This is a genomic window from Ensifer sp. BR816, from assembly GCF_000378985.1.
Taxonomy (GTDB): domain Bacteria; phylum Pseudomonadota; class Alphaproteobacteria; order Rhizobiales; family Rhizobiaceae; genus Sinorhizobium.
On record NZ_KB905370.1, the window covers coordinates 5,785,867 to 5,812,592 of the forward strand.

The following is a 26,726-nucleotide window of genomic DNA, read 5'->3' on the forward strand; positions in this document are numbered from 1 at the left end:
TATCTTCCGCGTATCATGCTGTCCAGACGGCAGCAAAAACCGGCCGATCTGATCGATGGCCGGTTGATACAGGGTGCAAACAGAAGCGGCTGGCTCTTACATGTCGGCCGCTTCGTCGCCGTCGCTCTCAGGCCCGCCATTCTCCAGGAACCGGTCGGCAATGAGCCCGGCGTTCTGTCGCAAGGACGTCTCGATCTCTCGGGCTAGATCCGGATTGTCGCGCAGGAACAGCTTGGCGTTCTCGCGGCCCTGGCCGAGGCGTTGGCTGTTGTAGGAGAACCAGGCACCGGATTTCTCGACGATGCCGGCCTTGACCCCGAGGTCGATCAGTTCGCCGGTCTTGGAAACGCCCTCGCCATACATGATGTCGAACTCGACCTGCTTGAAGGGCGGCGCCATCTTGTTCTTGACGACTTTTACGCGCGTCTGGTTGCCGACGACTTCCTCGCGCTCCTTGACCGAGCCGATACGACGGATGTCGAGGCGGACCGATGCGTAGAATTTCAAGGCGTTGCCGCCAGTCGTCGTTTCGGGAGAACCGAACATCACGCCGATCTTCATGCGGATCTGGTTGATGAAGATCACCATGCAGTTGGACTTGGAGATCGACGCCGTCAGCTTGCGCAGCGCCTGGCTCATCAGGCGGGCCTGCATGCCCGGCAGACTGTCGCCCATCTCGCCTTCGATTTCGGCACGCGGCACGAGTGCTGCGACCGAGTCGACGACGAGCACGTCGATCGCGCCGGAGCGAACCAGGGTGTCGGTGATTTCGAGCGCCTGCTCGCCCGTATCAGGCTGAGAGATCAGCAGGTTTTCCAGATCGACGCCCAGCTTGCGCGCATAGACCGGATCGAGCGCGTGTTCGGCGTCGACGAAAGCGCAGATACCGCCCTTCTTCTGCGCTTCGGCAACGGTCTGCAGCGCCAAGGTCGTCTTGCCCGAGCTTTCCGGTCCGTAAATCTCGATGATGCGGCCTTTCGGCAAGCCGCCGATGCCGAGCGCGATATCGAGGCCGAGCGACCCGGTCGAGACGGTCTCGATCTCGATGACGCTGTCCTTCGATCCGAGCTTCATGATCGATCCCTTGCCGAACGAACGTTCGATCTGGGAAAGAGCCGCTTCAAGTGCCTTGCTTTTGTCCACCGATTTGTCCTCTACGAGCCGCAAAGAGTTTTGTGCCATTGGGTCCACCTTTAGGTTATTGGAGCTATCGAGGCAATGAAGCCGCCGCAGGAGTTTTTGTACATGTTTTGTTCCGTTTTGGCAATGGCGCTTCAAGTTATTGAACTAAAATAGATATCTCCTGGGTGTTCGGTTCCTGTTCACGGGATATTGTACTGCATTTCCACAGGTTGTGCGGCAGCTCGGTCCGGCGTTTCGCCATGGTGCCGATTCGCCGAGAGAGGTGTTCGAATGACGAAGCGGGAAATCACCGTTCTGGGCGGCGCCCATATCGACCGACGCGGCCGTATCAGCGGCACGACGGTGCCTGGAGCGAGCAATCCCGGGACGTGGTTCGAGGAGGCGGGAGGCGGCGGCTTCAACGCCGCCAGAAATCTGGCGCGTCTTGGCCACGAAGTGCGGATGATCAGCCCGCGCGGCGGCGATCCGGCCGGTGATCTGGTGGCAGCCGCGGCGGCGACTGCAGGCGTCATTGATTGCCCGTTCACCTTTCTCGACCGGAAGACGCCGAGCTATACGGCGATCCTCGAACGCGACGGCAACCTGGTGATCGCGCTCGCCGATATGGAGCTCTATGCGCTGTTCTCGCCGCGGCGGCTGCAGCAGCGCGCGACGCGCGAAATCCTCGCGGCGAGCGATCTTGTACTTACGGACGCCAACCTGCCGCAAGAGACGCTGACAGCGCTGGTCGATGCAACGGTCGGATCGCACGGCATGCTTGCCGGCATCGCCGTTTCCCCGGCCAAGGTCGTCCGGTACCGCCAAAGCCTGGCCGGGCTCGACTTCCTCTTCATGAACGAGGCCGAGGCCCGGGCGCTGACCGGCGCCGAGGCCGCCAACGTAGAGGAATGGCCGTCGCTGCTGCGGTCTGCGGGCCTTGCCGGCGGGGTTGTAACCCGCGGCGGGGACGCTGCGGTTGCCTTCGACCGCAAACACGCCTGCATCGTCCTGCCGCCCGCCCTGCCCGCGCTTGCAGACGTGACCGGTGCAGGCGACGCGCTGGCATCGGGCTTTCTCGCCGCCCGGCTCGACGGCATGGGTCTCGCCGGCTGTCTCCGACACGGCATCGCCGCCGCCGTCCTCACTCTCCACTCGCCGTTCGCCGCCGCAGAAGAGATGTCGGCGGACAATATTGCACGGGTGCTGGCCCTTGTGCCGGAACCGCAAATGCTGTCATGAAATCGGCAGCCGAATTTTCCGGGCGGAAAAGTGCAAGGGCAGTTTTCCTCCCGCATCACGCTCCCACTTTTTAAGAAGCGAAGACCATGACAAAACCTTCCTCGCCCTTCCTGCCGATCGAATATTCCGAAGAAGTCGCAGCCGCCAGGGCGCGTGGTGCACCGCTCGTGGCGCTGGAATCGACGATCATCACCCATGGCATGCCCCATCCGGGCAACCTCGACATGGCACGCAGCGTCGAGGCGATCATCCGTGAACAGGGCGCAGTCCCCGCGACCATCGCGGTGATCCACGGCGTGCTTCATATTGGCCTCGACGACACGAAGCTGGAGGCGCTTGCGAAGACCCAAGGGGCAATGAAGCTGTCGCGCGCCGACCTCGCCTTTGCCCTCGCCGAGCGCCGCACGGGAGCGACCACCGTCGCCGCAACGATGATCGCCGCCGCCCGTGCCGGCATCAGCGTGTTCGCGACGGGTGGCATCGGCGGCGTCCATCGCGGCGCCGAACAGAGCTTCGATATCTCCGCCGATCTGGACGAACTGGCCCGCACCGGCGTGATCGTCGTCTGCGCCGGCGCCAAGGCGATCCTCGACATTCCCAAGACTCTCGAAGTGCTGGAAACCAGGGGCGTTCCGGTCGTCACCTATGACAGCGAGACCTTTCCCGCCTTCTGGTCGCGCGATTCCGGCCTCAAGAGCCCGCTGATGCTGAACAGCCCGGTAGCGATCGCCAACTTCCAGCGGATGCGCGACCTGCTCGGTGTCGAAGGAGGCATGCTGGTCGCCAATCCTGTTCCGCAAGAAAGCGAAATCCCGCGCGAGGAGATGGAAATCTACATCGCGCGTGCGCTGGACAATGCGGAAAGCGACGAGATTTCCGGCAAGGCGGTAACGCCCTATCTGCTCGACAACCTCTACCACATGACCGAGGGCCGAAGCCTCGAGACCAACATCGCTCTCGTCGAGAACAACGCGCGTCTTGCAGGCGAAATCGCCGTCGCCTTGGCGGCAGGCAAGGCGAAATAGAGACATCTGCGCCCGCCGCGAAAAGCGCCGGGCCATCTTCCGGACTGCTGCGAGGCCTCAGGAATCCAGCATCTCGCGGACAGCCACAGCCAATTGCTTCAGCGAGAACGGCTTCGGCAGGAATCCGAATTTGGCATCGGCCGGAAGGTTGCGGGCAAACGCATCCTCGGCATAGCCCGACACGAAGATGAACTTGAGGTCCGGGTATTTCTTCCGCAATTCGCGCAGGAGAGTCGGTCCGTCCATCTCCGGCATCACGACGTCGGAAACGACGATATCGACGGCCCCGTCGAGCTCGTCCATGATATCCAGCGCTTCGACGCCTGATCCTGCCTCATGAACCGTATAGCCGCGCGTCTCGAGCATCCGCTTGCCGCCGCGACGCACCGCCTCCTCATCCTCGACGAGCAGTACGACGGCAGAATCGCCCGTGAGATCCGTGGGCTCGGTTGGCGCCGCACCCGGCTCGCTCGCCCGTGCCGGAGCGATCGCGCCTGTCGCCTCGCTCGCGGCAGGCTCTTCACTCGCCTCGGCGGTTTCCACATGGCGCGGCAACAGGATGCGGAAGGTCGTGCCTTTGCCGACCTCCGACTCCGGATAGATGTAGCCGCCCGATTGCTTGACGATGCCGTAGACCATCGAAAGCCCGAGGCCCGTGCCCTTGCCGACCTCCTTGGTCGTGAAGAAAGGCTCGAAGATCTTGTCGAGAATCTCCGCCGGGATACCCGTGCCCTGGTCGGAGACCTCCACCATGACGAAGTCGTCTTCCGGCAGTTCGCGACGTGCGAGAGCCGCGACTTCGCTCGCCGGCATGTTTCGCGTCCTGAGCGTTATGGTACCGCCCTCGGGCATGGCATCGCGGGCGTTGACGGCCAGGTTGAGCAGCACTTGCTCAAACTGGCCGAGATCGGTCCGCACCGGCCAGAGGTCGCGACCATAGTCCACGTCCACCTTGACATTGGTGCCGGTCATCCGGTCGACGAGCATCCTGAGATCGCCGATGACATCGGTGAGGTTGAGGACGGTCGGCCGCATCGTCTGCTTGCGCGAGAAGGCGAGCAATTGCCGCACCAGGACGGCGGCGCGGTTGGCGTTCCGCTTGATCTCCATCAGATCGGCGAAGGTTGCATCCGCCGGCCGCGCCGAAAGGAGCAGATGATCGGCAGAGAGCAAGATGGCGGTCAGCACGTTGTTGAAGTCGTGGGCGATGCCGCCCGCGAGCGTTCCCACCGCATTCATCTTCTGCGTCTGCGCCATCTGGTTCTCGAGCGCCTTCTGCTCGGTGATCTCCAGCGCATAGACGATCGCCGCCTCTTCCGGCGCCTGGTCGCTCTGGTCGATGACGGCATTCACGTAGAAGCGGAAGTGGCGGCCCTCGTCGGCCGGGTGCAGCGAGTCGATCGGCGCTATGTCCCCTTGCCGGTCCTTCGCGGCGGCGAGCGCCCCTTCGAGCTGGCCCCGTTCGGCATCGTGCATAACCGCGTCGATCAGGACGCCGCGCTCGACATCGTCCTGCGAAACAAGGCCGGCAAAGAGCTTCAGGAACGGGGCGTTGGTTCTGAGGATCCGCCCATTGCCGTCCACCGAGGCGATGGCCATCGGCGTGTTGTTGAAGAAGCGCGTGAACCGCATCGCCGCGTTCGACGCCGATTGATCGCCGTCGTCGCCCTCGCGAGACATGACGATCGTCCGGCTTTCGCCGGGCGCGCCGTCGCGGGTCGAGGAAACACGGTGGATCAGTCTTACCGGCAGGCTCTGGCCGTTCCCCTTGCGCAGGTCGAGATCGAGAACCTTCGTCTTCTTGAGGCCGGGCTCGGCCTGCACGGCCTGTATGAGCGTAAGTCCCTCGCCGGCGACGAGATCGGCAATGCTGACCGATCCCGGCTGGAACTTGGTGAGGTCGATCCCGAGCCAATCGGCAAGCGTGGCGTTGATATAGAAGATTTCGCCCTTGCGGCCGGCGGAGAAAAAGCCCGCCGGCGCGTGGTCGAGATAGTCGATGGCGTTTTGCAGTTCCTTGAAAAATCGTTCCTGGTCGTCGCGCTCGGCCGTGATATCGGCAATCTGCCACAGATAAAGCGGGTTGCTGTTGGCGTCCTCCAGCGGCAGCACCCGCGCCTTCAGTCGAAACCAATGCGCGCCCGAGCCGGTCATCGCGCCATTCGCCAGAGGTTTCAGGAGGCGGAATTCCTCGTGGCCCTGCTTGCCCTCGTGCAGGCCGTTGGTGAGCCGATAGATAGCCTCGGTCGCCTCCCTGTTGCGCGACAGGATGGTTTCCAGCGACTGGATGCCGCCGGCACCCTTCGCGCCGGTCAAGGCGCCGTAGGCGGCGTTCGCATAGACGATGCGCCCCTTGCGATCGGTGACCACCGTGCCGTCCTCGTGGGCGTCGAGAAAGGCGCGGGCCAGTTCATCCGGGCGCGACTGCGGCATGACCTCGATGAAACCGATGACCGACGAAACCAGGAAGAATATGCCGACCATCGCCAGCACGCCGAGAATGCCGAGGACGATTTCGTTCTCGAGCTGGTTCTTGAAGATGACAAAGGCGGCAGCCGACGCGGTCAACACGATCGCCAGCACAATGATCCTGAACACGGTACCCGGCCGCACGCCCCGGTCAACGACCGGCATCTGGTAATCACCTGATTGCCGCAGTTTCGTCATCGGGTCCTCACCTGCTGGCGGGGTCGTCCGCCGCTATGCCGGCACCCCGCTGACTTGTCGCGCCGCGCATTGAACTGCCGCACAATCTATTCTCAAAACCGGCCCGGTTTAAGGGTACTATGAAGTTGCCCGCATCCGACAAGCCGTTGCGAGATCCGAACGTGCCGCATCCGCTTCGTCGAACTGGAATCATCTTTAACAATCAGAGATAACAGCAGAAAGCGTCTCGGCGGAAGCGTAATGGTCAATTCACAGGGAATGTCGGGTGCAACCTTGTCCCGGCCCGAAAAAAGCCGTCAAATGTTGCAATTCGACCGGTAAAAAGGAGTTCAGCCCATGATGGAAACGTTGGTCGGGGACAACGGTAGCCGATTCATCATCGCCGCCGGAGCCGTCGCCATCGGCCTTCTGTGCCTCGTGGCGGTTCTCTGGATCATGCGGAACAGGCCCTCGTCCCCCTTCGTGCGGGGCGGCAAGAACCGCCAGCCGCGGCTCGCCGTGCTCGATGCCGCCGCCGTCGATACGCGGCGTCGGCTCGTGCTCGTCCGCCGCGACGACGTCGAGCATCTGATCATGATCGGCGGCCCCACGGATATCGTCATCGAGAGCCGCATTGTGCCTGATGACGCCGCGACAGCCGCGGCTCCCGTCACCGCGGCGCTGGAACAGGCGGCCTCCAAGCCCCCGGTCGCGGCCCAGCCGGCAGTGCCAGCTCCTCAACCCGTTTCGGCTCCGGCAGCCGCGGATAGCGCAAAGCTGGAGCCGCTGCGGCCGGCCGGGTCGGATGAACCGCCGCGCGCCGTACCCGTGCGCGAGCCGGAGCTCGCTCCGAAGCCCACGGCGACCGTGCAGCGCCCCCTGCCGGTCGAACCGCCGCCTCGGCCGGACCCCCTCGTGAGAACCTCGCCGCCCGCCCCTGTCATCGCCTCGGTACCCACCACCGAAACGCCCCAAGACATGCTGAGGGCTGCGCGCGAGCGGATCGTTCCCATGACCCAACCCTCGCGCGAAGAGCGATTTCCGCAGCCGATAGCGGCGACGCCGGAGCCTCAGCGGCCCGTCCAGATCCCGCCCGCTCCCCGGCCAGCCGAACCGGTTGCCGTCGAAAGTCCGGCCGCGGTGGAGAGACCGGCCGCCGTCGACAAGGCGGCGGAGTTCGAGCGGTTCCTCGATGCGGAAATCAGCGGCGATCTCCAGCGGCTCGCACCCACCGTGACGCCGCGGCCGGAAGCTCGCCCGACGACAATCGCCCGTCAGGAGCCAGTACTCGGCCCGGCATCGGAAGGCGGCCGCAAGGAGGAGACGATCGAGGAAGAGATGAGCCGGATGCTGGCCGACATTTCCGCTGGTCGCAAACCCTGACCCGCAGAGCGCGGCTTACCTGCCGCCGCTGTTAGAATTGCTGTCCCAATAAACAAAGAAAAACGGCGCGGCCGAGCCGCGCCGTTTTCACAGGTCGGAAACCCGATTGTTACTCGTCGCGATAAACCTTCTCGCGGCGCTCGTGACGCTCCTGGGCTTCGATCGAAAGCGTCGCGATCGGCCGGGCGTCCAGGCGCTTCAAGCCGATCGGCTCACCGGTCTCCTCACAATAGCCATAGGTGCCCTCGTCGAGGCGCTGCAAGGCGGCGTCGATCTTGGCAATGAGCTTCCGCTGGCGGTCCCGAGCGCGCAATTCGATCGCCCGGTCTGTTTCTGAGGAGGCTCGGTCTGCGAGATCCGGATGATTGGCGCTCTCCTCAGCCAAGTGATCCAGAGTCTCGCGGGCTTCGCGAAGGATATCGTTTTTCCAGGCATTCAGCTTTGCACGAAAATATGCCCGGTGATTGGCATTCATGAAATCCCCGTCCTCGGAGAGGACATAGGTACTAAGATCGATCTTCTCACTCAACGCGATTCTCCTGAAGAACATCTCATTGCGGCGGTGTATAGACCTATGAAGGGCTCGATTCAAGCCTCGCGGACGACACCTACGCTTATTTTAACAATGCTTGCATTCGAGGCTAACTGGCGAATATTTCATCAAATTTACACATGAAACGCTGTTCATAATATTCCCGCTGGCGCCCGACAGCAAGCTTCCGCCAACACCGCGGGCTCCGTCCTCCTGATCGTTTGGCCTGCGTGCGATTTGCGACATCGTGTGCAGCATGCGCCATTTAAAAGGTGTTGAGAATGCCGAGCGAAAACCGTGGAGAACGGCTTGATCTTTGCGACCGCAGGAGGACAAGTTACCGGTGCGACGGTATCCCGTGAAGAACAGCCGTTCGCGGCATCCCGGCAGCATCAGATTCGGATGGACATATGCAAGACAGTGCTCCGGCATTCCGGCTCATCCTCCTGCGCCACGCCCGCTCCGGCTGGGCCCTGCCCGGGCAACGGGATTTCGACCGCACGCTCGACGAGACCGGCTATGCCGAGGCGGAACTGATCGCGCAAAGTGCGGCGGATCACGGGATATGCCCGGATATCATCCTGTGCTCGACCGCGGTGCGCTGCCGCCAGACCGTCGAACCATTCCGCGGCGCGCTTGGCGAAGACATAGACATCCGTTACGTCGACCAATTGTATGCGGGTCCGGCGGCTGTCTACACGGATCTTGTCGAGGCCCATGCCGGCCGTGCTTCCCTGCTGTTGGTCGGACACAATCCGATGATCGAGGACGTTTTCCGCAAGTTCCTTGGCGAGGAACAGTTCGCCGCGGCATTGGCGAACGGCTATCCGCCAGCCGGACTGGCCGTCATCGATTTCTCGGCCCGTCCCGCGGCCGGTCGGAACTCGAGCGCGGTGCTTTCGACTTTGCTGGTTCCCGAGCCGGAGGAAGTCGTCAGGCGATAAACTTCGCCACCTACGAAGTCGAACCGGAATCCGGTCAAATGGCAGTGCATCATTGCGTCGACGGAAACATTTCCTATATCGCGGAGACACGCGGATGCCCGTAACCCCGGTAGGATAGCGGTAGCAACGCTGGATCGATGGAACAATCCCCAAAGGGACGGAGACATTTGGCGTCCTTACTGACCAGCTTCAAAGACGGCGCGCAGATCGCCTTGGACAATCTCGCCGATCGCGCGGCCGGGCTCGTCAGTCCCTCCCTGCGCCTCGGCGTGACCGGCCTGTCGCGAGCAGGCAAGACCGTCTTCATCTCTTCACTGGTCCACAACCTTCTGAACGGCGGGCGCCTGCCGCTTTTCGAGCCGGTCCGCTCCGGTCGGCTTTCGAAGGTAAGGCTCGAGCCCCAGCCCGACGATGCGGTGCCGCGCTTTCAATATGAGGACCATATCGCCGCGCTCGTGCGCGACCGTGTCTGGCCGGATTCGACAAGGGCAATCTCGCAACTGCGCATCACCCTCGACTACGAAAGCGCAAGCGGCTGGAACCGGATGTTTTCCGCGGGGCGCCTATCGATCGATATCGTCGACTATCCGGGTGAATGGCTGCTGGATCTGCCGCTGCTCGCCCAGGATTTCCGGCAGTTCAGCGAGACGACTGTAAAGCGGGCACGGATCGGCGCGCGCGCGGCGCTGTCTCGGGAATGGCTGGCGCTGGCATCCGCGAGCGGTGCGGAAACTGTTGCCGACGAAGGCAACGCCCGCCGCCTCGCCGAGAGCTTCACTGCTTACCTCAAGGCATGCAAGGAAGACGACCATTCGCTTTCTACCCTGCCACCAGGCCGTTTTCTGATGCCGGGCGACCTCGAGGGGTCACCCGCACTCACCTTCTCGCCGCTCCCGAATCTACCCGAAGGAAGGGCGCCCAAAGGTTCGCTCTGGGCGATGATGGAACGGCGATACGAGGCCTATAAGACACATGTGGTGAGCCCGTTCTTTCGCGAGCACTTTGCTCGGCTCGACCGCCAGATCGTCCTCATCGACGCCCTGCAGGCGATCAATCGCGGTCCGGAGGCCTTGAGGGATCTGGAGCAGGCTCTCGCAGACGTGCTCGCCTGCTTTCGACCTGGGACGAATTCGTGGCTTTCTTCCTTCCTCACGCGCCGAATCGATCGGGTACTGATCGCCGCAACCAAGGCCGATCACCTCCACCATGAAAGCCATGATCGACTCGAGCGGATCGCCGCGCGCCTCGTCGGCCGTGCTGCCGACCGTATCGGCATGAGCGGGGCCGGCCTGGAGGTCATGGCGCTCGCTTCGGTCCGGGCGACGCGCGAGGCGACCGTCAATCACGACGGACACGCCCTGCCCGTCATCGTCGGCACGCCGATCGACGGCGAGAGGATCAACGGCGATGTTTTTGACGGAGAAAGGAAAACAGCCATATTTCCTGGTGACTTACCGCAGGATCCTGAAGTTTTTTTCCAAGGTATTGACGGCACTTACATGTCGGTTTCCACCGGATCGGAACACGCAATGCCCGAGCTGAATTTCGTCCGTTTCCGCCCCCCGCATCTCGACGAGACCCGCGGCGGGTTGAAGCTCTCCGTTCCGCACATCCGGCTCGACCGGGCCATGCAGTTCCTGCTCGGAGATCGACTGGCATGAACGACGATCCGAAGCATCGCCCCCGCAAGCCCGCCGTCTTCCCGATGGAGTCCGAAACGCGTTCGGCACCGCGCGCGCAGACGCCGGGGCGCCCACCGGCGAGCTTCAGCGACGAGATCACAATGACTCCCGACGCGGAGGACCCGTTCATCACGACGACCGCCGCAATCGAGGCACTCGAACCGCCCGAGGCCCGCCCCCGTCGGAGCCGCCTCTCCTTCGGCAAGGTGGCTGCCGGGGCGCTTGCCATCGTGCTTTCGCTCGCCATGGGACTGTGGATCGACCGCCTCGTTCGCGATCTCTTCTCGCGTGCCGATTGGCTGGGCTATGCGGCGATCGCCGTCGTGGCGGTCGGCATCCTCGCTTTCCTGGTCGTCGTCGGCCGCGAGCTCGCCGGCCTGACGCAACTGACGGCGATCCAGACACTAAAATCGGAGGTCGGCGAAGCAGCGGCGCTTGGCAGCGGCAAGGCTGCGCGAGCGACGACGGCGCGACTGGTCCAGCTGCTTGCCGCCAATCCCCGCACTGCCAGGGGCCGCGCGCGGCTTGCGGAAACCGAGGGCGAGATCATCGACGCGCCCCATCTCCTCGAACTGGCAGAGCGCGAGCTGCTTGCCCCGCTCGACCGCGACGCCCGCCGAATCATCCTGGCCGCGTCGAAACGCGTCTCGATCGTCACCGCCGTCAGTCCCCGTGCGCTCGTCGATCTTGGCTACGTCCTCTACGAATCGGCGCGAATGATTCGGGCGATGGCGGAGCTCTACGGAGGGCGACCCGGCACGCTCGGCCTGCTGCGTCTGATGCGCGACGTGATCGCCCATCTGGCGGTGACCGGTTCCATCGCCGCCGGCGACAGCCTGATTCAACAGGTCCTCGGCCACGGCCTCGCTTCCAAACTCTCCGCCCGCCTCGGCGAGGGCGTGATCAACGGCCTCATGACCGCGCGCATCGGCATTGCGGCCATGGATCTTTGCCGGCCGATGCCGTTCCGCGCGTTGAAGCGTCCGGGCATAGGCGATTTTCTCGCTGATCTGACGCCCGGTGCTTCGAAATACGGAGGCTCGAACGGCGCCTGAAGTATGCCTGCCCGTGCCAACCGGAAACCCTCCATTAACCATTTTAACGCAAATGTGGTTTCCAGATTTCGACGTTGACCCATCAAGGATCGATCATGTTCTCGCGCCCATCTTTGATTGTTCGCGGCGTTGCCGCTATCGCGCTTGCAGCGACTGTCGGCGTCGCGACGCCAGCATCCTCCGGCGCCCGGGACAAGGCCTTCTTCGAGAAGGTCGCCGGCCAATGGAAGGGCCCCGGTGAGATCGTCGCCGGCAAATACAAGGGCACCAAATTCACCTGCGACCTGACGGGCGAACCGGCGTCGGGCAAGGATGCCGGAATAAAGCTCGACGGCTTTTGCCGCGTCGGCGTGTTCAAGCAGCCGATGTCAGCGATGATTACGCAGAAGGGTGCCAGTTATACCGGACAATTCCTCGACGGCGCCGATGGCAAGGGCCTGGACATCGTTTCCGGCAACGTTGCCAGCGATAAGGTGGTCGTTGGAATCAACCGCAAGAAGTTGAATGGCGCAATGATCGCCCGCCTGCAAAACGCCGAGACGATGAACATCACGATCTCCGTCAAGGTCGAGGAGACGATGGTGCCGGTCATCGGCGTCAGCCTCAACAGGCAGATGGACAATATCGCGGTGGGCTCGATCAAGTAATTGTATCGAGCGCTCCGATCACAGTTACATCAGGTTCAGGAAGCGTGTGATCCAGGCAAGACACAGCCTCAGTGCTGGCCCTTCAATGGCGTAGAAGTCATGGCCGGCGCCGGACACCGTGCAGCATTCCACAGCCGAGCCACTCGCCCAGCGTTCGCGCGGGCGGTTGGGGTCGTCCTTGCCGAAAACAACCAAGGCCGGCTTTGGCATGGCCGAGGCCCTGACGTCGCGCAGCCTCGTCGACGATAGGCAGATCAGGCGATCAACGGCCAAACCGTTCAGCACGCCATGCCATAGGACAGTGCCACCGGCGCTGTAACCCAACGCAACGTCAGCAGCTTCTGACAGCCGGGCCAGACGTTCGGCGGCCCGGATGAATCCGTCGTTTTCAACAAGCTCACGATGCAGTCGCTCGCCGGTGTACTTCACATCCAGCAATTCGGAGAGGCTGAAAGTGCGGACGAGCGAGCATTGCGCACCAGGCAAATGGCGCGACAGGCAACGATCGGCTGTCGGCCGACCGTGGATGTCGGTGACGATCAGTAGGCGCACGACAGCCTTCCGGAACTCGAGCGGAGAAGCATCAATTGCGGCTCCTCCACCAGTCGGCCGTTTCATCTGCCACCTCGATCCCGGTCACATCTGCATCCGCCAGCCACGCGCGGACCGTTCTGCCGGCCACTTCGAGGTCCGCCGCAATATCGGCAAGCGGCATCAGCACGAAGCCACGTCCGGTCATACGCGGATGCGGCAATTGAAGCCGGTCGTTTGCCAAGACCGCCCCTTCGAATGTCAGAAGATCGATATCGATCGTGCGCGGCCCCCAGCGCTCCTTTCGGACCCGCTTCATCACCCGCTCGATCTCGAGACAGGTTTCAAGCAGCGCTTCCGGATCGCGCGTCGTTTCGACCGCTGCGCAGGCATTGAAGAACCAATCCTGGTCCGTCTTTCCCCAGGGCGGCGTCCTATAGAGCCGCGAAACTGCCGCCACCCGGCAGTCCGGCCGCTCGTCGAGCGCCCGTAGGGCGTCCGCCATGGCACGGCGCGGGTCGCCGATATTGCCGCCCAGCCCCAGAGTAGCGCGCCGCCACGTCTTATTCGGCAACATGCTCGACCGTGACTTCCACGTAGTCCAGGACCCCTGGGACCGGGGCGTTGGGCTTGCGGATGGAAACTTTGGCCCGCCGGATCTGCGGGAAGCGTGCGCACAAGGTCTTGGCTACCTCCAAAGCGAGAGCCTCGATCAGATAGCGCCTGCGTCCGGTGACGATCCTTTCGATCTCCGCAAAGGCGATGCCATAATGCACCGTGTCGTCGATGCAGTCTTCGGCCAGCGCCGTGCCCTGCACAACCTCGAGTGCCGCATCCACGAAGAAGCGTTGGCCCAGGAACTCCTCCTCGTCGAGCACGCCATGGCGGGCAAAGAACGCGCAGTTCTTCAGGGTGATCGTGTAGGTCGCAGTCATCGCTTCGTGTCCCGTCGGCTGTTCTTTGCGTGGAGCATAGCATCAGCCATTGCCAGTGCATCCCTGTTGATTGCGACATCATGCACCCGAAATATCGCAGCGCCGTCAGCCCTGAGGAGCGCAGTCGTCGCCGCCGTAGCGGCGTCGCGGTCTTTCGCCTCACGCCCCGTAACGGCGCCGATGAAGCGTTTGCGCGATGTACCGACGAGGAACGGCAGGCCGAACCGGTGCAATTCGGCAAAACGCGCCATGAGCTCCAGGTTTTCATCTGTTTCCTTAGCGAAGCCATAGCCGGGATCAAGGACGATCTGGTCGCGCGCAACCCCTGCCTCGGAGGCAATCTGCAGCGAACGGGAGAGAAAGTGGAATTGATCCTCGACAACGTCGCCAAGCTTCTGACGATCGCGCCCTGTATGCATGATGCAAATCCCCGCGCCGGTCTCGGCAGCGACATGCGCGATTGCCGGTTCTCGCTGCAGACCGTGCACGTCATTGACGATATGCGCGCCGGCTTCCACCGCCAGCCGTGCTGTTTCGGCGCGATAGGTATCGACCGAGATGGTCGCATCCGTCCGGCTGGCCAGCGCCGTGATGACCGGCAGGATGCGCGCCTGTTCCTCGGCGGCGTCGACCGGATCCGCGTCGGGGCGGGTCGATTCCCCGCCGATATCGAGGATCGCCGCTCCATCCTCGAGGGCGCGCGTCGCCGCAGCGACGGCTGCCCCGGGGTCGGCAAAACGCCCTCCGTCGGAAAAGGAATCCGGTGTGACGTTGATGATTGCCATCAAAACGCCGCGCGGCCCTAGTTCCAGAACACGGCCATGCGCCAATTGCCAACGAGATCTTTGAAATGGATTGTAGGTCATCTTCCGGCGGTCCGCGGCTCTAAGCGGCGCCATCCTCGTCGGCCTTGTGAAGATTGGGCGCCTTTGAAAGCAAAGGGTTAGCACGACTCTTTCACGCAGCTATTGATTTGTCGACTTCGGAATGGGCCGATTTTATGTTGCGCTCGCCCCGGCTATGCCCCAAGCTTGCGCCAACTTCAATCCAAGAGTGCCGTCCTATGTTCCGAGTTCGTAATTCGCTGAGAGCCGCCCTGATTGCCTTTCTCGTCGGCCTCCCGCTCAGCAATGCCTCGGGCGAGACCTTGATCAGCAAGAGCGTCACCTACTTCTCGATCGGCGGACGCACGGCGGCAGAGCTTGACAAGGCCCTTGCCGCCAGCGGGCCGTTGATGAAGAACACCGGAACCCGCCACCCCGGCGCGACGCGAATTAAGTTCGGCGGCACGATAACCTATGTCAGCCGCGGCGGGCGCTGCGCGGTCGGCACGGCACGCGTCACGCTGAGCACGCGCATCATTCTGCCACGCTGGAAATATCGCCCACAGGCAGGCCGCGATCTCGCGCTCGTCTGGGACACGCTTGCAGCCGACATCAAGCGGCATGAGGAGCGCCATGCCGAGATCGCGCGCAATCACGCCCGTCACATGGAAAGGGCCTTTCTTGGGCTCAAGCCTGAAGCGAATTGCGAACTTATGCAGGCTCGAGTGGCTGACCTGAGTGCAGCCGAAGTCGCAAGGCACGACAAGGACCAGGCGCGCTTCGACCGCACGGAAGCAGCCAACTTCGACCGCCGGATGATACGGCTGCTGCAATATCGGCTGGACTCGCTGACGAAGGCGGCGCGCTAGCCGACGCTGCCGCTAGGGGCCCGGCTCCATACCGACCACAAATGCGACCGCCCGAAAGATCAGTGTGAACTTCGCTCTAAACCTCCGCCCATAGCCACAAAAACCCACAGTATTTTATTGGCGGATTCTAACGATAGCCGGCGATAAACGACTCAGCTATATTAACATCATGAAACGAGTGGCAGAGCTGAAGTTCAACCGCTCGGCGGTGTGGTTATTTATTTGCGGATCGACAGTAAAGACGTCGCATCCAAATCGTTGACTTTGTATTTAAAAAGGTTCGCTTCATTGCTTGCGGGTGCTCGGTAGCGACCCGTGCGATGAGGCAAGACAGGTTCTCCTGGCGTGTCTTGGTGCAGCAGGTGCTCCCTCCCTCATCTGTATGCGATACGCCCTCCTTGCCTCGCTCGTCGCCATGACCAGCGGGGCATTTTTTTGCGCGATGTCTTCGATGCGTGGAGAGCATTCGACAGGGGCGCTTGCCGGGAGAGGACTACAGCGCCACGCGTCTTTCGGACGCGCAAAGGACGCTGTGGCACTTTGAAACTACGCATCGTGCTAGGCTTGGCGCTCCGGCACATGCACGACAAGGCCATCCAGAGCCTCGCTTATCTTGATCTGACAGGAAAGCCGAGAGGTCGGGCGGACGTCATAGGCAAAGTCCAGCATGTCCTCTTCCATCGCTTCCGGGGCGCCGACGGCCGCCGCCCAGGCGTCGTCGACATATACATGACAGGTTGCGCAGGCACAGGCGCCGCCACATTCGGCCTCGATCCCCGGCACGGAATTGCGAACCGCGTTCTCCATGACCGTGGAGCCGTTCTCGACATCGAGGTCGTGGCGCGTGCCGTCAAAGGCTACGATCGTAAGTTTTGTCATTTCTCTTTCCGGAATGAATGGATGGGATCCGCCCGCGAGCGCCGACGGCCCGCGGCGCGAACCGCTGGCCTGAATTCAGGGCAGTTTCTTCCAACAAATCGGCTGGCCAGTCAACACGAGCCCGCGCCGGTGTCGCGTGGACGTCCCTGCAAGACGACCGCGCTCGACCGTTCAACGCCGAAGGCGTTCGGCATGACCCAAGACTAACGGCACAGCTTGAGGATGAAAAGCTCGGCTTCGAGCACGGCTGCGCCAAGTGCTGCGCGCAGGTCCCAGTCCGCCGGTCGCCGCTCTATGGCGGCAGCCGCTTCGGCGACACGCGTGGCCCCGACCGCGAGCGCCGCCCCCTTCAAGCGGTGGGCCGACTGACCGCACCCGTCTGTATCGGCATCGCTGAGCTCGCCCATGGTTCGGCGAGCCTGGCGCGCAAAGAGCTGAAGCACCTCGATTTCGAGACCCTTGTCCCCCATGGTTTGCTTGCCGAGCTCGACGAAATCGATAGGCCGCCTCCCGACCGGGGACGCGTTGGCCGGATTATCCGGCGTTTCGAAGGCTATCTTGAGCGCAGCCATGAGCCCATTTCCTTAATTGACGATACATCGCGTCCTAATCGACAATGCATCCGGCCACCGCATCGTTTTCAGACATGCATCATCCAGGGGCTGCGCTGCTATCGACTTAAGGGGCATCGCGACAGCGCGGGAAATCTGAAGGCATGGTTAACGATTGCTAAACGTGCTGATTTCCTTGTTTTTTCGGAGCATGACACGGCTGCCCCATTAAGAATTCATTAGGATTCTAACGAATGCGGATTGCACTGAATTGTAAGAACCGGGCTAATGTGTCACTACGATACGATTAGGAACAGGTCTGCATATGAAAGTGGCAACTGTTCCGGTGGATAAGCTGCGCGACTGGTGTCCTGAGACGAGAGCTGCGGCTATTCCATCGAGGCGATGCAGTGGTGACCAATAGGCATATTGCGCAGTTGTCTTGCGCGTAGCTTGCGGGTCGCTGCCCTGGTTGAGGGAGTCTCATGCCCCGGTATCGGCGCAAATGAGACGGCCATGAGCGGGCAATAGTAGTGAGGCGTATCCCTATGGCGACGAAGAAGAGCAACGAGTCGATCGACGAAAAGGCGTTCCAGGCCCTGGAAGCTGCCCTGAAGATCGACTTTGACGACCTGAAGTCGGCCCTGAACGACAAGACTTCCTTGGATGATCCGGAGGAAAAAGTGTCCGAGCCCAGCAAGAAGGCGGCCGCATCCGAACACAAGCGCGCCGTCAAGGAGCCGCCGGAGGCACAAAAGGCACGGACGAGTGAAACGCCTCGCAACCTCGCGCCGGAGCCCGCCCCGAAGCAGCCAGCCCTTTCCCCGGCCAATGACGATACGCGCAGGTCCCCCGCGGCAATGCTCCGCTCCCTCGAAGTCCGATCCAGCCGCGCGGCGATCCGCGTCGCAGCGCTGATTTCGCTGGTTTGGGGGCTTGCCGGGGTCGCGATTGGCCATCTCCTCTATGCGCCGCAGATCTGGCAGATACGCTCTCTCGCCGATCTGGCAGCGACACCCGGTGCGATCGGCATTCTGATCGGCATCGCGTTGCCGGTCATGCTCTTCTTCTCCTTTGCGATCATGATCGCGCGCGCCCAGGAACTGCGCAATGCGGCCCGCTCGATGGCCGAGGTCGCCCTGCGGCTGGCCGAACCCGAGACTGCGGCGGCAGACCGTGTCATGACCGTCGGCCAGGCGGTTCGGCGCGAAGTGTCGGCCATGAACGAAGGCATCGAGCGCACCATCGCGCGGGCAACCGAACTCGAAGCCCTGGTCCACTCCGAAGTCAGTGCGCTTGAACGCAGCTACAGCGAAAACGAACTGCGCGTCCGTACCCTGGTCCAGGAACTGGGGCTGGAGCGTGAAGCCATTATCGGCCATTCCGAGCGAATCCGTTCGGCGATTGGCGGGGCCCACGGCAAGCTGAAGGATGACCTGGAACTGGCAAGCGAAGATATCGCCTCGCGCATCGCGGTCTCGGGCGAAGCCTTTGCATCTCTGATCGACATGCGTGCCGCGGCCCTCAGCGAGAAATCGGACCATGCGCTGCAAACCCTCGGCACCATGCTGGACAGCCGCACCGATACGTTGCTGTCCGGCCTGACGAACGCCGGCGTGACGCTCAGCAAAGAATTCGACGTACGGCTCGACGCACTCAGCGAGAACTTGACGAAGCGCGGCGAACAATTGCTCAGCCAGTTCGAAACCCGTGCCTCGACGCTCGATACGAACACCGAGAAGCTGAACACCGCCCTTAACGACCGCGCCCGCCAACTGAATGAAACCTTGATCGCGCGCACCCGCGATCTCAACGAAAGTCTCAGTGTCGGCCAGCAGGCGATTGCAGGCGGCCTCGAAGACATGCTTTCGTCGCTCAATTCCGCGCTGGACGAAAAGGGCGCTAGCTTCCGCCAGAGCCTCAAGTCGAGCGCCGACGACGCGATCATGGACCTGGACCTTCGCGGCGGCTTCTTCGAGGAAAAGCTGCAGACGACAGTCGGGCACCTGGCAACCGCCTTCGACGAGCGCTTCCACGAATTTGCAAGCGCCTTCGACAAGCGGGCCAGCCTGCTCGACACCAAGTTGATGGAGAGCCTGCACAGGATCAATGAAACCGTATCCGGCGGTTCGGATGCGATCGGCACGGCCTTGGACAGCAGCGTCGAGAAGATCAGTTCGGCCCTTTCGGATCAGTCCCTGACGCTCGCGACGGCGCTTGGAACGACGCAGGATTTCATCGAGGAAACGATAGGGACTCGCACCTCGGAGCTCAGCAACCTCATCGGCGATGCCCACAGCCGGATCGAAGGCGTGCTTTCTGACAAGACCAGTTCGCTGATGGGCGCTCTGACGGCGGCACAGGAAAAGATCGAAGGCGACTTCGGTCAGCGCGCCGATGCGCTTGCCAATGCGCTGACGACCAGCGAGTTGCGCCTGACGGAAGGTCTGGACTCCCGGACATCCGCCTTCATCGACGGCTTGCAGACGGCTCATGCCCGCATTGAGCAGACGCTCATGGGCTCCACCGACGAGATCACCAGCGCCATCGCCGCCAGCCAGCATCGCCTCGACAACACGCTTTCGGAGCGCACCGCCGCGTTGTCGACCGCCCTCACCTCCGGCGCGAGCGCGCTCAAAGACGCGGTCGGCGGCACAGCCGACCGGCTGGAGCGTGTCCTCTCGGAACGTGGCCAGTCGATCTCAGCGGCCCTGACCGGTCAGACTTCGGCTCTCGAAGGGGTCCTGTCGGAGCGCAGCCAGGCGATCACCGACACTCTGGCCAGCCAGACGACCGCCCTCGACAGCGTGCTCTCCGAACGCGCCGCACAAATCAACTCGACCATGTCGGCACGCGCCAGTGAGATGGCGGACTCGCTCAGCCGTCATGCCGAAGACGTTGCCGACAGCCTGACCTTCCGCGCCATGGCCGTGGCCGAGACGATGACCGACCGCGTCGGCGACATCGAGAACAGGCTTTCGCAGAGCGTCTCCGAGGTCGCCGAGAATCTTGGCGGTCGCGTCAGTCAGATCGCCGGCACCCTCACCGATACGAGTGCACGTATTGCCGAGGATCTGAGCAGCCGCGTCGGCAAGATTTCCGACTCGCTGGCAGGAACGAGCGCAGAGATCGCCGAAGCGCTCACGGCCCGCACGACGGAAGCGACCGCATCACTCGCCGGCAAAGCGGCCGAGATCGAGCAGACGCTCTCCGGCAAGGCCGAGCATCTGCGGGACACGCTGACGACGACGCACGACCAGATCCGCTCGACGCTCGACGAGCGCATAAAGGCGATCAACCTCGCCGTCGGCCAGGGCCGCGACCAGCTGGAAGAACTGCTCTCCGACCAGTCGATGGCGATGGCGACGACACTTGCGACCAGCGCCAGCATGCTCGAAATGTCGCTGGAGGAGCGCCAGGCTTCGATCACCGGCGCGCTCGAGCGCAGCACGCAAGCGCTCGCCGCCCGCACGTCGGAGGCGGCCGCGTCGCTCGCCAGCAAGGCCGCGGAAATCGACCAGACGCTCTCCGGCAAGACCGCCCAGTTGCGCTCGACTCTCGACGAACAGGTCAACACCATCAACCTCGCCATCGGACAGGGCCGCGAGCGATTGGAAGAACTGCTCTCCGACCAGGCGATGGGGATGGCGACGACGCTTGCAACCAGCGCCAGCATGCTCGAAATGTCGCTCGAGGAGCGTCAGGCTTCGATCGCCAGCGCGATCGACCGCGGCTCCGAAGCGCTCGATGCGCGCATGCGCTCGACGACCGGCAACATTGCCGAGCGCCTCGCCGAGACGGCCGACCAGATCAGCCTGGCGGCCGACACTTTGACCAATCGCGTCGATATCTCGATCAACGGCATCAGCAGCCGCCTCGACGAAACCGGCACGCGGATCGAATCGAGCTTCGCGTCGCTCGAAGACCGCATTCGCGGCGGCGTCAGCAACGTCAGCGCGATTGTCGACGACACTGGTGGTCGCATCGAAACGACCCTCGGCTCCCTCGAGGATCGTGTCCGCGACAGCGTCAGCACCGTCAGCGTCGTCGTCGACGACGCCGGCGGCCGCATTGAAACGACCCTCGGTTCCCTCGAAGACAGAATCCGCGACAGCGTCGGCAGCGTAAACGCCATCGTCGACAGTGCCGGGCAGCGGATCGCCGACAGCCTCGGGGAACGTGCCGGCGAAATCGACCGCATCAGCGAAACCGCGGCAGCCCGCATCAGTTCCGCGATGGACCTCGGAACAGACCGCATCACCTCCGCAATGGACGCTGGTGCTGGTCGTATCGAAGAACGGCTCGGTACGATGGACCGCGCCCTCAACATTGGCCTCGAAAACGTCAACCGGACGATCGAAGGCAAGGCAGCGGCGCTTGTCACCAGCCTCAGAGGCGCCGTCAGCGAAGCCGCTCAGGAGATCGACGCGGAAGCCGCACGTTCCACCGACCTGCTTTCCAAGGCCGGGGCCGATTTCGCGAGTGCGCTGGCTTCGCGAAATGCCGAGTTCGCGAATTCGATCGAGGAGACCGCCTCGGCGACGGCGGCCCGCCATGCCGAACTCGCCCGAACGGTCACGAACGCCGCCGACTCCGCCACCGCGCGACTCAGTTCGACCAAGGATCAGATCGCCAGCCACACCCAAAGCATCCAGCAGAGCCTGACGGACGCGGAAAAGGCGCTCGATGCGCGTGGCCAGTCGATCCGCAGCGTGCTCGACGAAAGCACCCGCGAGCTGAATTCGATGCTTGCCGGTCGGTCGTTGGAACTCACCCGCCTTCTCGACGAGCAGGCACGTCCAGTCATCGAGCAATATGCAGCAACCGGCAAGGAGGCCGCCGCCCGTATCGCCGCCCTGACCCAGGAAAGCGCAGACCGGCTGCGGGCGGAAAACGCCGCACTCGTCAACGCCATCACGGAGCGGACCAGCGAAACGCTCGATGCGATCTCGCTGCGCGCCGAAGAGACGGCCAAGGCGATGAAGATGGTCGAGAATCGCCTGCAGTCGACGGCTATGGGGCTGATCGACCAGCTCGCAACCAACAATTCCGCCATCGCATCGGTCATCGAACAGGCAAACGACAGCCTCGGCGACATGGACCAGCGTCTGGAGGCGGCCGCAGCGAAGGTTTCGGATTCGACGCGGCATGCATCCGACATGCTCTCCAGTTCCACCCGCCTCATCGAAGGCCGTGTCGACAAACTCTCCGACATGGCCGCATCGACGCTCTCGCAGATCGGCGGAATCGTCGGCCGCTTCGAGGATCACTCGAAGGTTCTCGGCCAGGCCTCCAACCTGCTGGCCGCGGCCCAGTCGAACCTCGTCAGCACGTTGGAGGAGCGGCAGGACGCTCTGCGCACCCTCTCCGTCGGTCTTGTTCAACGCTCGGAAGAGATTGAGCGGACGATGCATGCGCTCGAGGGCTTCGTCGATGGCGCCTTCCAGCGCGCCGAAGAGCGCTCCGGCCAGGTTGCTGGAAACCTCCGCAACGGCATCCAGTCTTCCTTCGCCGATGTCGGCCGGCTTCTGTCGAGCACCGAGCAACGGGCCGCGGAAGCCGCCGAGGCGATGCGCACTACCCTTGCCGAGGCGGGCGGCGAAGCTGCCGCCTCCGTGGAGGGCGTGTTCTCGCGCGCTGAAGAGCGGTCGCGCCAGATCGCCAACACCCTGCGCACGGGCGTCGAAAGCTCGATCGCCGACGCAAACAAAACGCTGTCGCAGATCGAAGGCCGCGCGCTCAGTGCCTCCGAGGCTCTCCGACAGGCTGTAGCCAAGGCTGGCGACGAAGCCAGCCAGGCACTCGACGGCGCATTCGCCAGCGCAGAGGAACGCACCAAGGACGCGGCGTCCCGCCTGCGTGGCAGCATCGGCGCTTCGGTCTCCGACGTCGAGCGCATGTTGACGGAAAGCGGCAAGAAGTCGGACGGCGTTGCAACGCAGTTGCGCGAATCCGTACGTCAGGCGATCGACGAGGCGATCAACCGCTTCAGCGGCGCGACCGACGACATTCGTCGCTCCGCCGGCGAGATCCGCAAGGAACTCGACATGACCCGCGAGGAGTTGAAGCGGGGCGCCTTCGACCTGCCCGAAGAGGCCAAGGAGAATGCCGCAGTGATGCGGCGTGCCGTTGCCGAGCAGATCAAGGCGTTGCAGGAGCTGTCCGAAATCATCGGCAAGTCTTCCACGCATCTCGAGGTCGCCCAGCCGGTTCGCCAGCAGCCGGCGCTGGCGGCTCCCGCCCCCGTCGTTCAAGCGCCTGTCGCGCAGCCGCAACCTGCAGTCCAACAGCAGCCGGCAATCCAGCAACAACCGGCGGCCCAGCAGCAACCCGCCGCGCCAGCCACCGCCTTGCGCGGCAGCCTTAGCCTCGACCAGGCGACGCGACCGTTGCAGCCCGCCCGTCCGTCTGCCGGCGAAGAACGTTCCGAGGAAGGCGGCGGCTGGATGCGCGACCTGCTTCGCGCCGCCTCCCGCGAGGAAGAACCACAGGCGGCCCGCCCTCGACCGGCTGAAAGCCAGCCTGTATCGCGCGCCGGAGACAGCCGCAATCCGCGTCACGTTGTCGAATCGCTGAACTCGCTATCGGTGGATATCGCCCGGGCGATCGACCACGACGCGTCGGTCGAGCTGTGGCGCCGCTACCAGCGCGGCGAGCGTGATGTCTTCACCCGCCGGCTCTATACGCTCAAGGGCCAGCAGACCTTCGACGAGATCAAGCGGAAATATGATCGCGAGCCGGAGTTCCGCACTGCCGTCGACCGTTACATTGCCGATTTCGAAAAGCTGCTCGCAGATGTCGCGCGCAACGATCCGGACAAGCGCATCACCCAGACCTACCTGACGTCCGATACCGGCAAGGTCTACACCATGCTCGGCCACGCAGCCGGTCGCTTCAGCTAAAGGCCACACCGGCGAGACGCCAAAAGCGCAATGGCCCCGCTTCAAAAAAAGCGGGGCTTTTTTTTGCGCAACCACATGTTGTCCAGCACAGCGTCTCCGGCCGCCCCAAGGGTGAAAAGAGGCGCCATTTCCAGTAGTCTGTCAGAATGGCATCGCGACGCGGGCCATCGGGGACCGTCGCTACCATGAAGGCGCACCCGGAATATCGCGACTGCCTACACAGGAGGCGGACATGAGACCGCGGATAAAAGTCCTTACGCTCGCGGTGAACGATCTGGAAAGATCCCTCGCCTTTTATCGCGACGGCTTGGGCCTGCCGACCAAGGGGATCATCGGTGAGGAATTTGAAGACGGCGCGGTCGTCTTCTTCCACATGGGCGATGAGCTGATACTGGCGCTTTACCCGGCGCAGTCGCTCTCTAAGGATGCAAAGATCAGCGTGACAGATGCGCCGCTTGGCGCGGTATCGATCGGTCATATCGTCAACTCGAAAGACGAGGTCGATATAATCATGAAGCAGGCGGCGGACGCCGGCGCCGTCGTCACCGATCCTGCGTCCGATCGTTTCTGGGGCGGCTATTCCGGCTACTTCCATGATCCGGACGGACATCTGTGGGAGATCGCCTGGAACCCGCAATGGACCGTCGAAGACTGAAGCGGTCCGAAGGACAATTCGCGGATCGCGTCGAGAAAAGGGCTTTATGCAAAAAAGCCCCGGCTGCCGCCGGGGCCTTTTTCAGTAACGCGCGGTCTGGCAATGCTAGCTTCCGATCAATGCTCCTTGTTGGCGTAGACCGACTTCTTCGTGAGATAGACCAGGCCGGTCAAGATCAACAGGAACACCATGACCATGAAGCCGGTGCGCTTGCGGTCTTCGAGATGTGGCTCCGCGGCCCACATCAGGAATGCCGAGACGTCCTTGGCGTACTGGTCCACCGTCTGCGGCGCACCGTCGTCATAGGTGACCTGGTCGTCGGACAGCGGCTTCGCCATCGCCAGCGCCGACGCGCTCACGAAATACGGATTGTAGTGCGTGCCTTCGGCGACCTGAGCGCCCTCCGGCGGCTCCTGATAGCCGGTCAGCAGCGCGTGGATATAGTCCGGACCGCCTTCCTGGTAAGGCCAGAAGATATCGAAGACGAATTGCGGGAAACCGCGCTCGACGCCCCGCGCCTTGGCGATCAGCGAGAAGTCCGGTGGCGCGGCGCCGTTGTTGGCGGCGGCCGCGGCTTCCTTGTTCGGGAAGGGCGACGGGAAGTGGTCGGACGGGACGGCCTTGCGCGCGAACATCTCGCCATCGCCGTTCGGGCCGTCCTGCACCTCGTAGTTGGCCGCAAAGGCCTTCACCTGAGCATCGGAATAGCCGAGCCCCTCAAGCGTGCGGAATGCGACGAGGTCCATCGAATGGCAGGCAGAACAGACTTCGGTGTAGACTTTGAGCCCGCGCTGCAGCTGTCCCTTGTCGTAGTGGCCGAAGAGACCGGCGAAGGTCCAATCCTGCTGTTCCGGCTTGTGGATCGGATAGTGCGGCGTGGCGCCGGCAGCGTGCTCCCCGCCCGCTTCCTCGCCCTGGGCCAAAGCGGCTCCCAGACCGAGACCGGCGACGACAGCAAGTGACAGAATGCCTGTAACAAGCTTTTTCATTGTTGTGAGTTCCTTATCAATCGCTGTTCCGGTCAGGCGTGCGCGGTCTTCGGCTGCGCCTTGGCATTCTGCTTCTCCAGCACCGCCTCGGTGATGGAGTTCGGAATGCGCTTCGGCGTTTCGATCAGGCCGAGAAGCGGCATGATGACCAGGAAGAAACCGAAGTAGTACAGCGTGCCGAGCTGCGACATCACGACGTAGAGACCTTCCGCCGGGCGGGAGCCGAGCCAGCCGAGCATGATGGCGTTGGCGACGAAGATCCAGAAGAACAGCTTGTACCACGGACGGTAGACGGCCGAGCGGACCTTGGACGTGTCGAGCCAGGGCAGGAAGAACAGGACGATGATCGAACCGAACATCACCAGAACGCCGCCGAGCTTGGAGTCGATCGGACCGATGTTGAAGGTGATGGCGCGCAGCATCGCGTAGAACGGCAGGTAGTACCATTCCGGGACGATGTGAGCCGGCGTCTTCAGCGCGTCCGCCGGAATGTAGTTGTCCGGATGGCCGAGATAGTTCGGCATGTAGAAGACGAACCAGGCGTAGACGATCAGGAAGATCGAGACGCCGAGCGCATCCTTCAGCGTCGCATAGGGCGTGAAGGGCACGGTGTCGGACTTCGACTTCACTTCGACGCCGGTCGGGTTGGTCTGGCCGGTGACGTGCAGCGCCCAGATGTGCAGGACGACGACGCCGGCGATCATGAAGGGCAGCAGGTAGTGCAGCGAGAAGAAGCGGTTCAGCGTCGGCTGGTCGACGGCGAAGCCGCCAAGGAGGAACTGCTGGATCCACTCACCCACCAACGGGAAGGCCGAGAAGAAGCCGGTGATAACCGTCGCACCCCAGAACGACATCTGCCCCCAGGGCAGAACGTAGCCCATGAAGCCCGTTGCCATCATCAGGAGGTAGATCACGACGCCGAGAATCCAGAGGATTTCGCGCGGTGCCTTGTACGAACCGTAGTAAAGACCGCGGGCGATGTGCAGATAGACCGCGATAAAGAAGAAGGACGCACCGTTCGCGTGCAGGTAGCGCAGCAGCCAGCCGTGGTTGACGTCGCGCATGATCTTTTCGACCGAGTTGAATGCAACGGTCGCTTCGGCGGCATAATGCATCGCCAATACGACGCCGGTCAGGATCTGGACGACCAGCATCACCGACAGCATCGCGCCGAAGGTATAGGCGTAATTCAGGTTCCGCGGCACCGGATAGGAGACGAACGAGTCGTGCACGAGGCGCGGCAGCGGGAGACGGGAATCAACCCACTTCTCTATGCCTGACGTTGGCGTGTAGGTTGAATGATCAGCACTCATAAT

At 62.9% G+C, this 26,726-nt stretch carries 21 protein-coding genes; 10 read left to right on the forward strand and 11 right to left on the reverse strand.

What is annotated here, in order from left to right:
* Positions 1-96: 96 nt before the first annotated feature.
* Positions 97-1,182, reverse strand: a complete 1,086-nt coding sequence (recA, locus tag RHIBR816_RS0127920) for a recombinase RecA (protein ID WP_026187508.1) — start codon at positions 1,180-1,182, stop codon at positions 97-99.
* Positions 1,183-1,413: 231 nt separating this feature from the next.
* Between recA and RHIBR816_RS0127925 the strand changes: the two genes are divergently transcribed.
* Both RHIBR816_RS0127925 and RHIBR816_RS0127930 read left to right on the forward strand, forming a co-directional pair.
* Positions 1,414-2,361 carry a carbohydrate kinase family protein gene (locus tag RHIBR816_RS0127925; RefSeq protein WP_018239878.1) on the forward strand — a complete coding sequence of 316 codons (948 nt, stop codon included), beginning with the start codon at positions 1,414-1,416 and terminating at the stop codon, positions 2,359-2,361.
* An 86-nt stretch (positions 2,362-2,447) separates the two neighbouring features.
* Positions 2,448-3,386, forward strand: a complete 939-nt coding sequence (locus RHIBR816_RS0127930) for a pseudouridine-5'-phosphate glycosidase (protein ID WP_018239879.1) — start codon at positions 2,448-2,450, stop codon at positions 3,384-3,386.
* Positions 3,387-3,443: 57 nt separating this feature from the next.
* On the opposite strand, the gene cckA is transcribed toward RHIBR816_RS0127930, so the two are convergent.
* The gene (cckA, locus tag RHIBR816_RS0127935; protein ID WP_026187509.1) at positions 3,444-6,053 is read right to left on the reverse strand and encodes a cell cycle histidine kinase CckA; all 2,610 of its coding nucleotides are present in this window, start codon (positions 6,051-6,053) and stop codon (positions 3,444-3,446) included.
* Positions 6,054-6,389: 336 nt separating this feature from the next.
* Here cckA and RHIBR816_RS0127940 point away from each other — a divergent pair, with 336 nt between their 5' ends.
* Entirely contained in the window at positions 6,390-7,415 is a 1,026-nt protein-coding gene (locus RHIBR816_RS0127940; RefSeq protein ID WP_018239881.1) for a flagellar biosynthetic protein FliO, read from the forward strand.
* A 109-nt stretch (positions 7,416-7,524) separates the two neighbouring features.
* Here RHIBR816_RS0127940 and dksA read toward each other — a convergent pair whose 3' ends face one another.
* Positions 7,525-7,944, reverse strand: a complete 420-nt coding sequence (gene dksA, locus RHIBR816_RS0127945; RefSeq protein WP_018239882.1) for an RNA polymerase-binding protein DksA — start codon at positions 7,942-7,944, stop codon at positions 7,525-7,527.
* 413 nt (positions 7,945-8,357) lie between these two features.
* Here dksA and RHIBR816_RS0127950 point away from each other — a divergent pair, with 413 nt between their 5' ends.
* The 4 genes from RHIBR816_RS0127950 to RHIBR816_RS0127965 all read left to right on the forward strand — a co-directional run bounded on the left by RHIBR816_RS0127950 (position 8,358) and on the right by RHIBR816_RS0127965 (position 12,275).
* Positions 8,358-8,891, forward strand: coding sequence for a histidine phosphatase family protein (locus RHIBR816_RS0127950; RefSeq protein ID WP_018239883.1), 534 nt, complete (start codon positions 8,358-8,360; stop codon positions 8,889-8,891).
* Positions 8,892-9,058: 167 nt separating this feature from the next.
* Positions 9,059-10,552 (forward strand): YcjX family protein, encoded by a 1,494-nt coding sequence (locus RHIBR816_RS0127955; protein ID WP_018239884.1) that lies wholly within the window; start codon positions 9,059-9,061, stop codon positions 10,550-10,552.
* Entirely contained in the window at positions 10,549-11,628 is a 1,080-nt protein-coding gene (locus RHIBR816_RS0127960) for a YcjF family protein (RefSeq protein ID WP_018239885.1), read from the forward strand. The genes RHIBR816_RS0127955 and RHIBR816_RS0127960 overlap by 4 nt, the downstream gene beginning before the upstream one ends.
* A gap of 95 nt (positions 11,629-11,723) precedes the next feature.
* On the forward strand, positions 11,724-12,275 hold the full coding sequence (locus RHIBR816_RS0127965; RefSeq protein ID WP_018239886.1) for a hypothetical protein: 552 nt from the start codon (positions 11,724-11,726) through the stop codon (positions 12,273-12,275).
* Positions 12,276-12,299: 24 nt separating this feature from the next.
* On the opposite strand, the gene RHIBR816_RS0127970 is transcribed toward RHIBR816_RS0127965, so the two are convergent.
* From RHIBR816_RS0127970 to folP, 4 genes are read right to left on the reverse strand one after another with little or no spacing between them, the layout of a single operon-like run.
* On the reverse strand, positions 12,300-12,827 hold the full coding sequence (locus RHIBR816_RS0127970) for an alpha/beta hydrolase (protein ID WP_018239887.1): 528 nt from the start codon (positions 12,825-12,827) through the stop codon (positions 12,300-12,302).
* Between the two features lie 31 nt (positions 12,828-12,858).
* Complete coding sequence (gene folK / locus RHIBR816_RS0127975) at positions 12,859-13,383, reverse strand: 2-amino-4-hydroxy-6-hydroxymethyldihydropteridine diphosphokinase (RefSeq protein ID WP_018239888.1); 525 nt, start codon at positions 13,381-13,383, stop codon at positions 12,859-12,861.
* Positions 13,370-13,741, reverse strand: coding sequence for a dihydroneopterin aldolase (folB, locus tag RHIBR816_RS0127980; protein WP_018239889.1), 372 nt, complete (start codon positions 13,739-13,741; stop codon positions 13,370-13,372). The genes folK and folB overlap by 14 nt, the downstream gene beginning before the upstream one ends.
* Positions 13,738-14,607, reverse strand: a complete 870-nt coding sequence (folP, locus tag RHIBR816_RS0127985) for a dihydropteroate synthase (RefSeq protein ID WP_026187510.1) — start codon at positions 14,605-14,607, stop codon at positions 13,738-13,740. Before folP ends, folB begins: the two co-directional genes overlap by 4 nt.
* Before the next feature lie 197 nt (positions 14,608-14,804).
* Here folP and RHIBR816_RS0127990 point away from each other — a divergent pair, with 197 nt between their 5' ends.
* Positions 14,805-15,434, forward strand: a complete 630-nt coding sequence (locus RHIBR816_RS0127990; protein ID WP_018239891.1) for a DUF922 domain-containing Zn-dependent protease — start codon at positions 14,805-14,807, stop codon at positions 15,432-15,434.
* A gap of 558 nt (positions 15,435-15,992) precedes the next feature.
* On the opposite strand, the gene RHIBR816_RS0127995 is transcribed toward RHIBR816_RS0127990, so the two are convergent.
* A complete protein-coding gene (locus RHIBR816_RS0127995; RefSeq protein WP_018239892.1) occupies positions 15,993-16,313 on the reverse strand; it encodes a 2Fe-2S iron-sulfur cluster-binding protein in 321 nt (106 codons plus the stop codon).
* A 203-nt stretch (positions 16,314-16,516) separates the two neighbouring features.
* A complete protein-coding gene (locus RHIBR816_RS0128000; RefSeq protein ID WP_018239893.1) occupies positions 16,517-16,885 on the reverse strand; it encodes an Hpt domain-containing protein in 369 nt (122 codons plus the stop codon).
* A gap of 527 nt (positions 16,886-17,412) precedes the next feature.
* Here RHIBR816_RS0128000 and RHIBR816_RS0128005 point away from each other — a divergent pair.
* Positions 17,413-23,766: a kinesin gene (locus RHIBR816_RS0128005; protein ID WP_018239894.1), complete on the forward strand. Its 6,354-nt coding sequence runs from the start codon at positions 17,413-17,415 to the stop codon at positions 23,764-23,766.
* Positions 23,767-23,998: 232 nt separating this feature from the next.
* Positions 23,999-24,421 carry a VOC family protein gene (locus tag RHIBR816_RS0128010; protein ID WP_018239895.1) on the forward strand — a complete coding sequence of 141 codons (423 nt, stop codon included), beginning with the start codon at positions 23,999-24,001 and terminating at the stop codon, positions 24,419-24,421.
* Positions 24,422-24,537: 116 nt separating this feature from the next.
* On the opposite strand, the gene RHIBR816_RS0128015 is transcribed toward RHIBR816_RS0128010, so the two are convergent.
* Both RHIBR816_RS0128015 and RHIBR816_RS0128020 read right to left on the reverse strand, forming a co-directional pair.
* Complete coding sequence (locus RHIBR816_RS0128015) at positions 24,538-25,410, reverse strand: cytochrome c1 (protein ID WP_018239896.1); 873 nt, start codon at positions 25,408-25,410, stop codon at positions 24,538-24,540.
* 32 nt (positions 25,411-25,442) lie between these two features.
* The gene (locus RHIBR816_RS0128020) at positions 25,443-26,723 is read right to left on the reverse strand and encodes a cytochrome b N-terminal domain-containing protein (protein ID WP_018239897.1); all 1,281 of its coding nucleotides are present in this window, start codon (positions 26,721-26,723) and stop codon (positions 25,443-25,445) included.
* Positions 26,724-26,726: the final 3 nt, after the last annotated feature.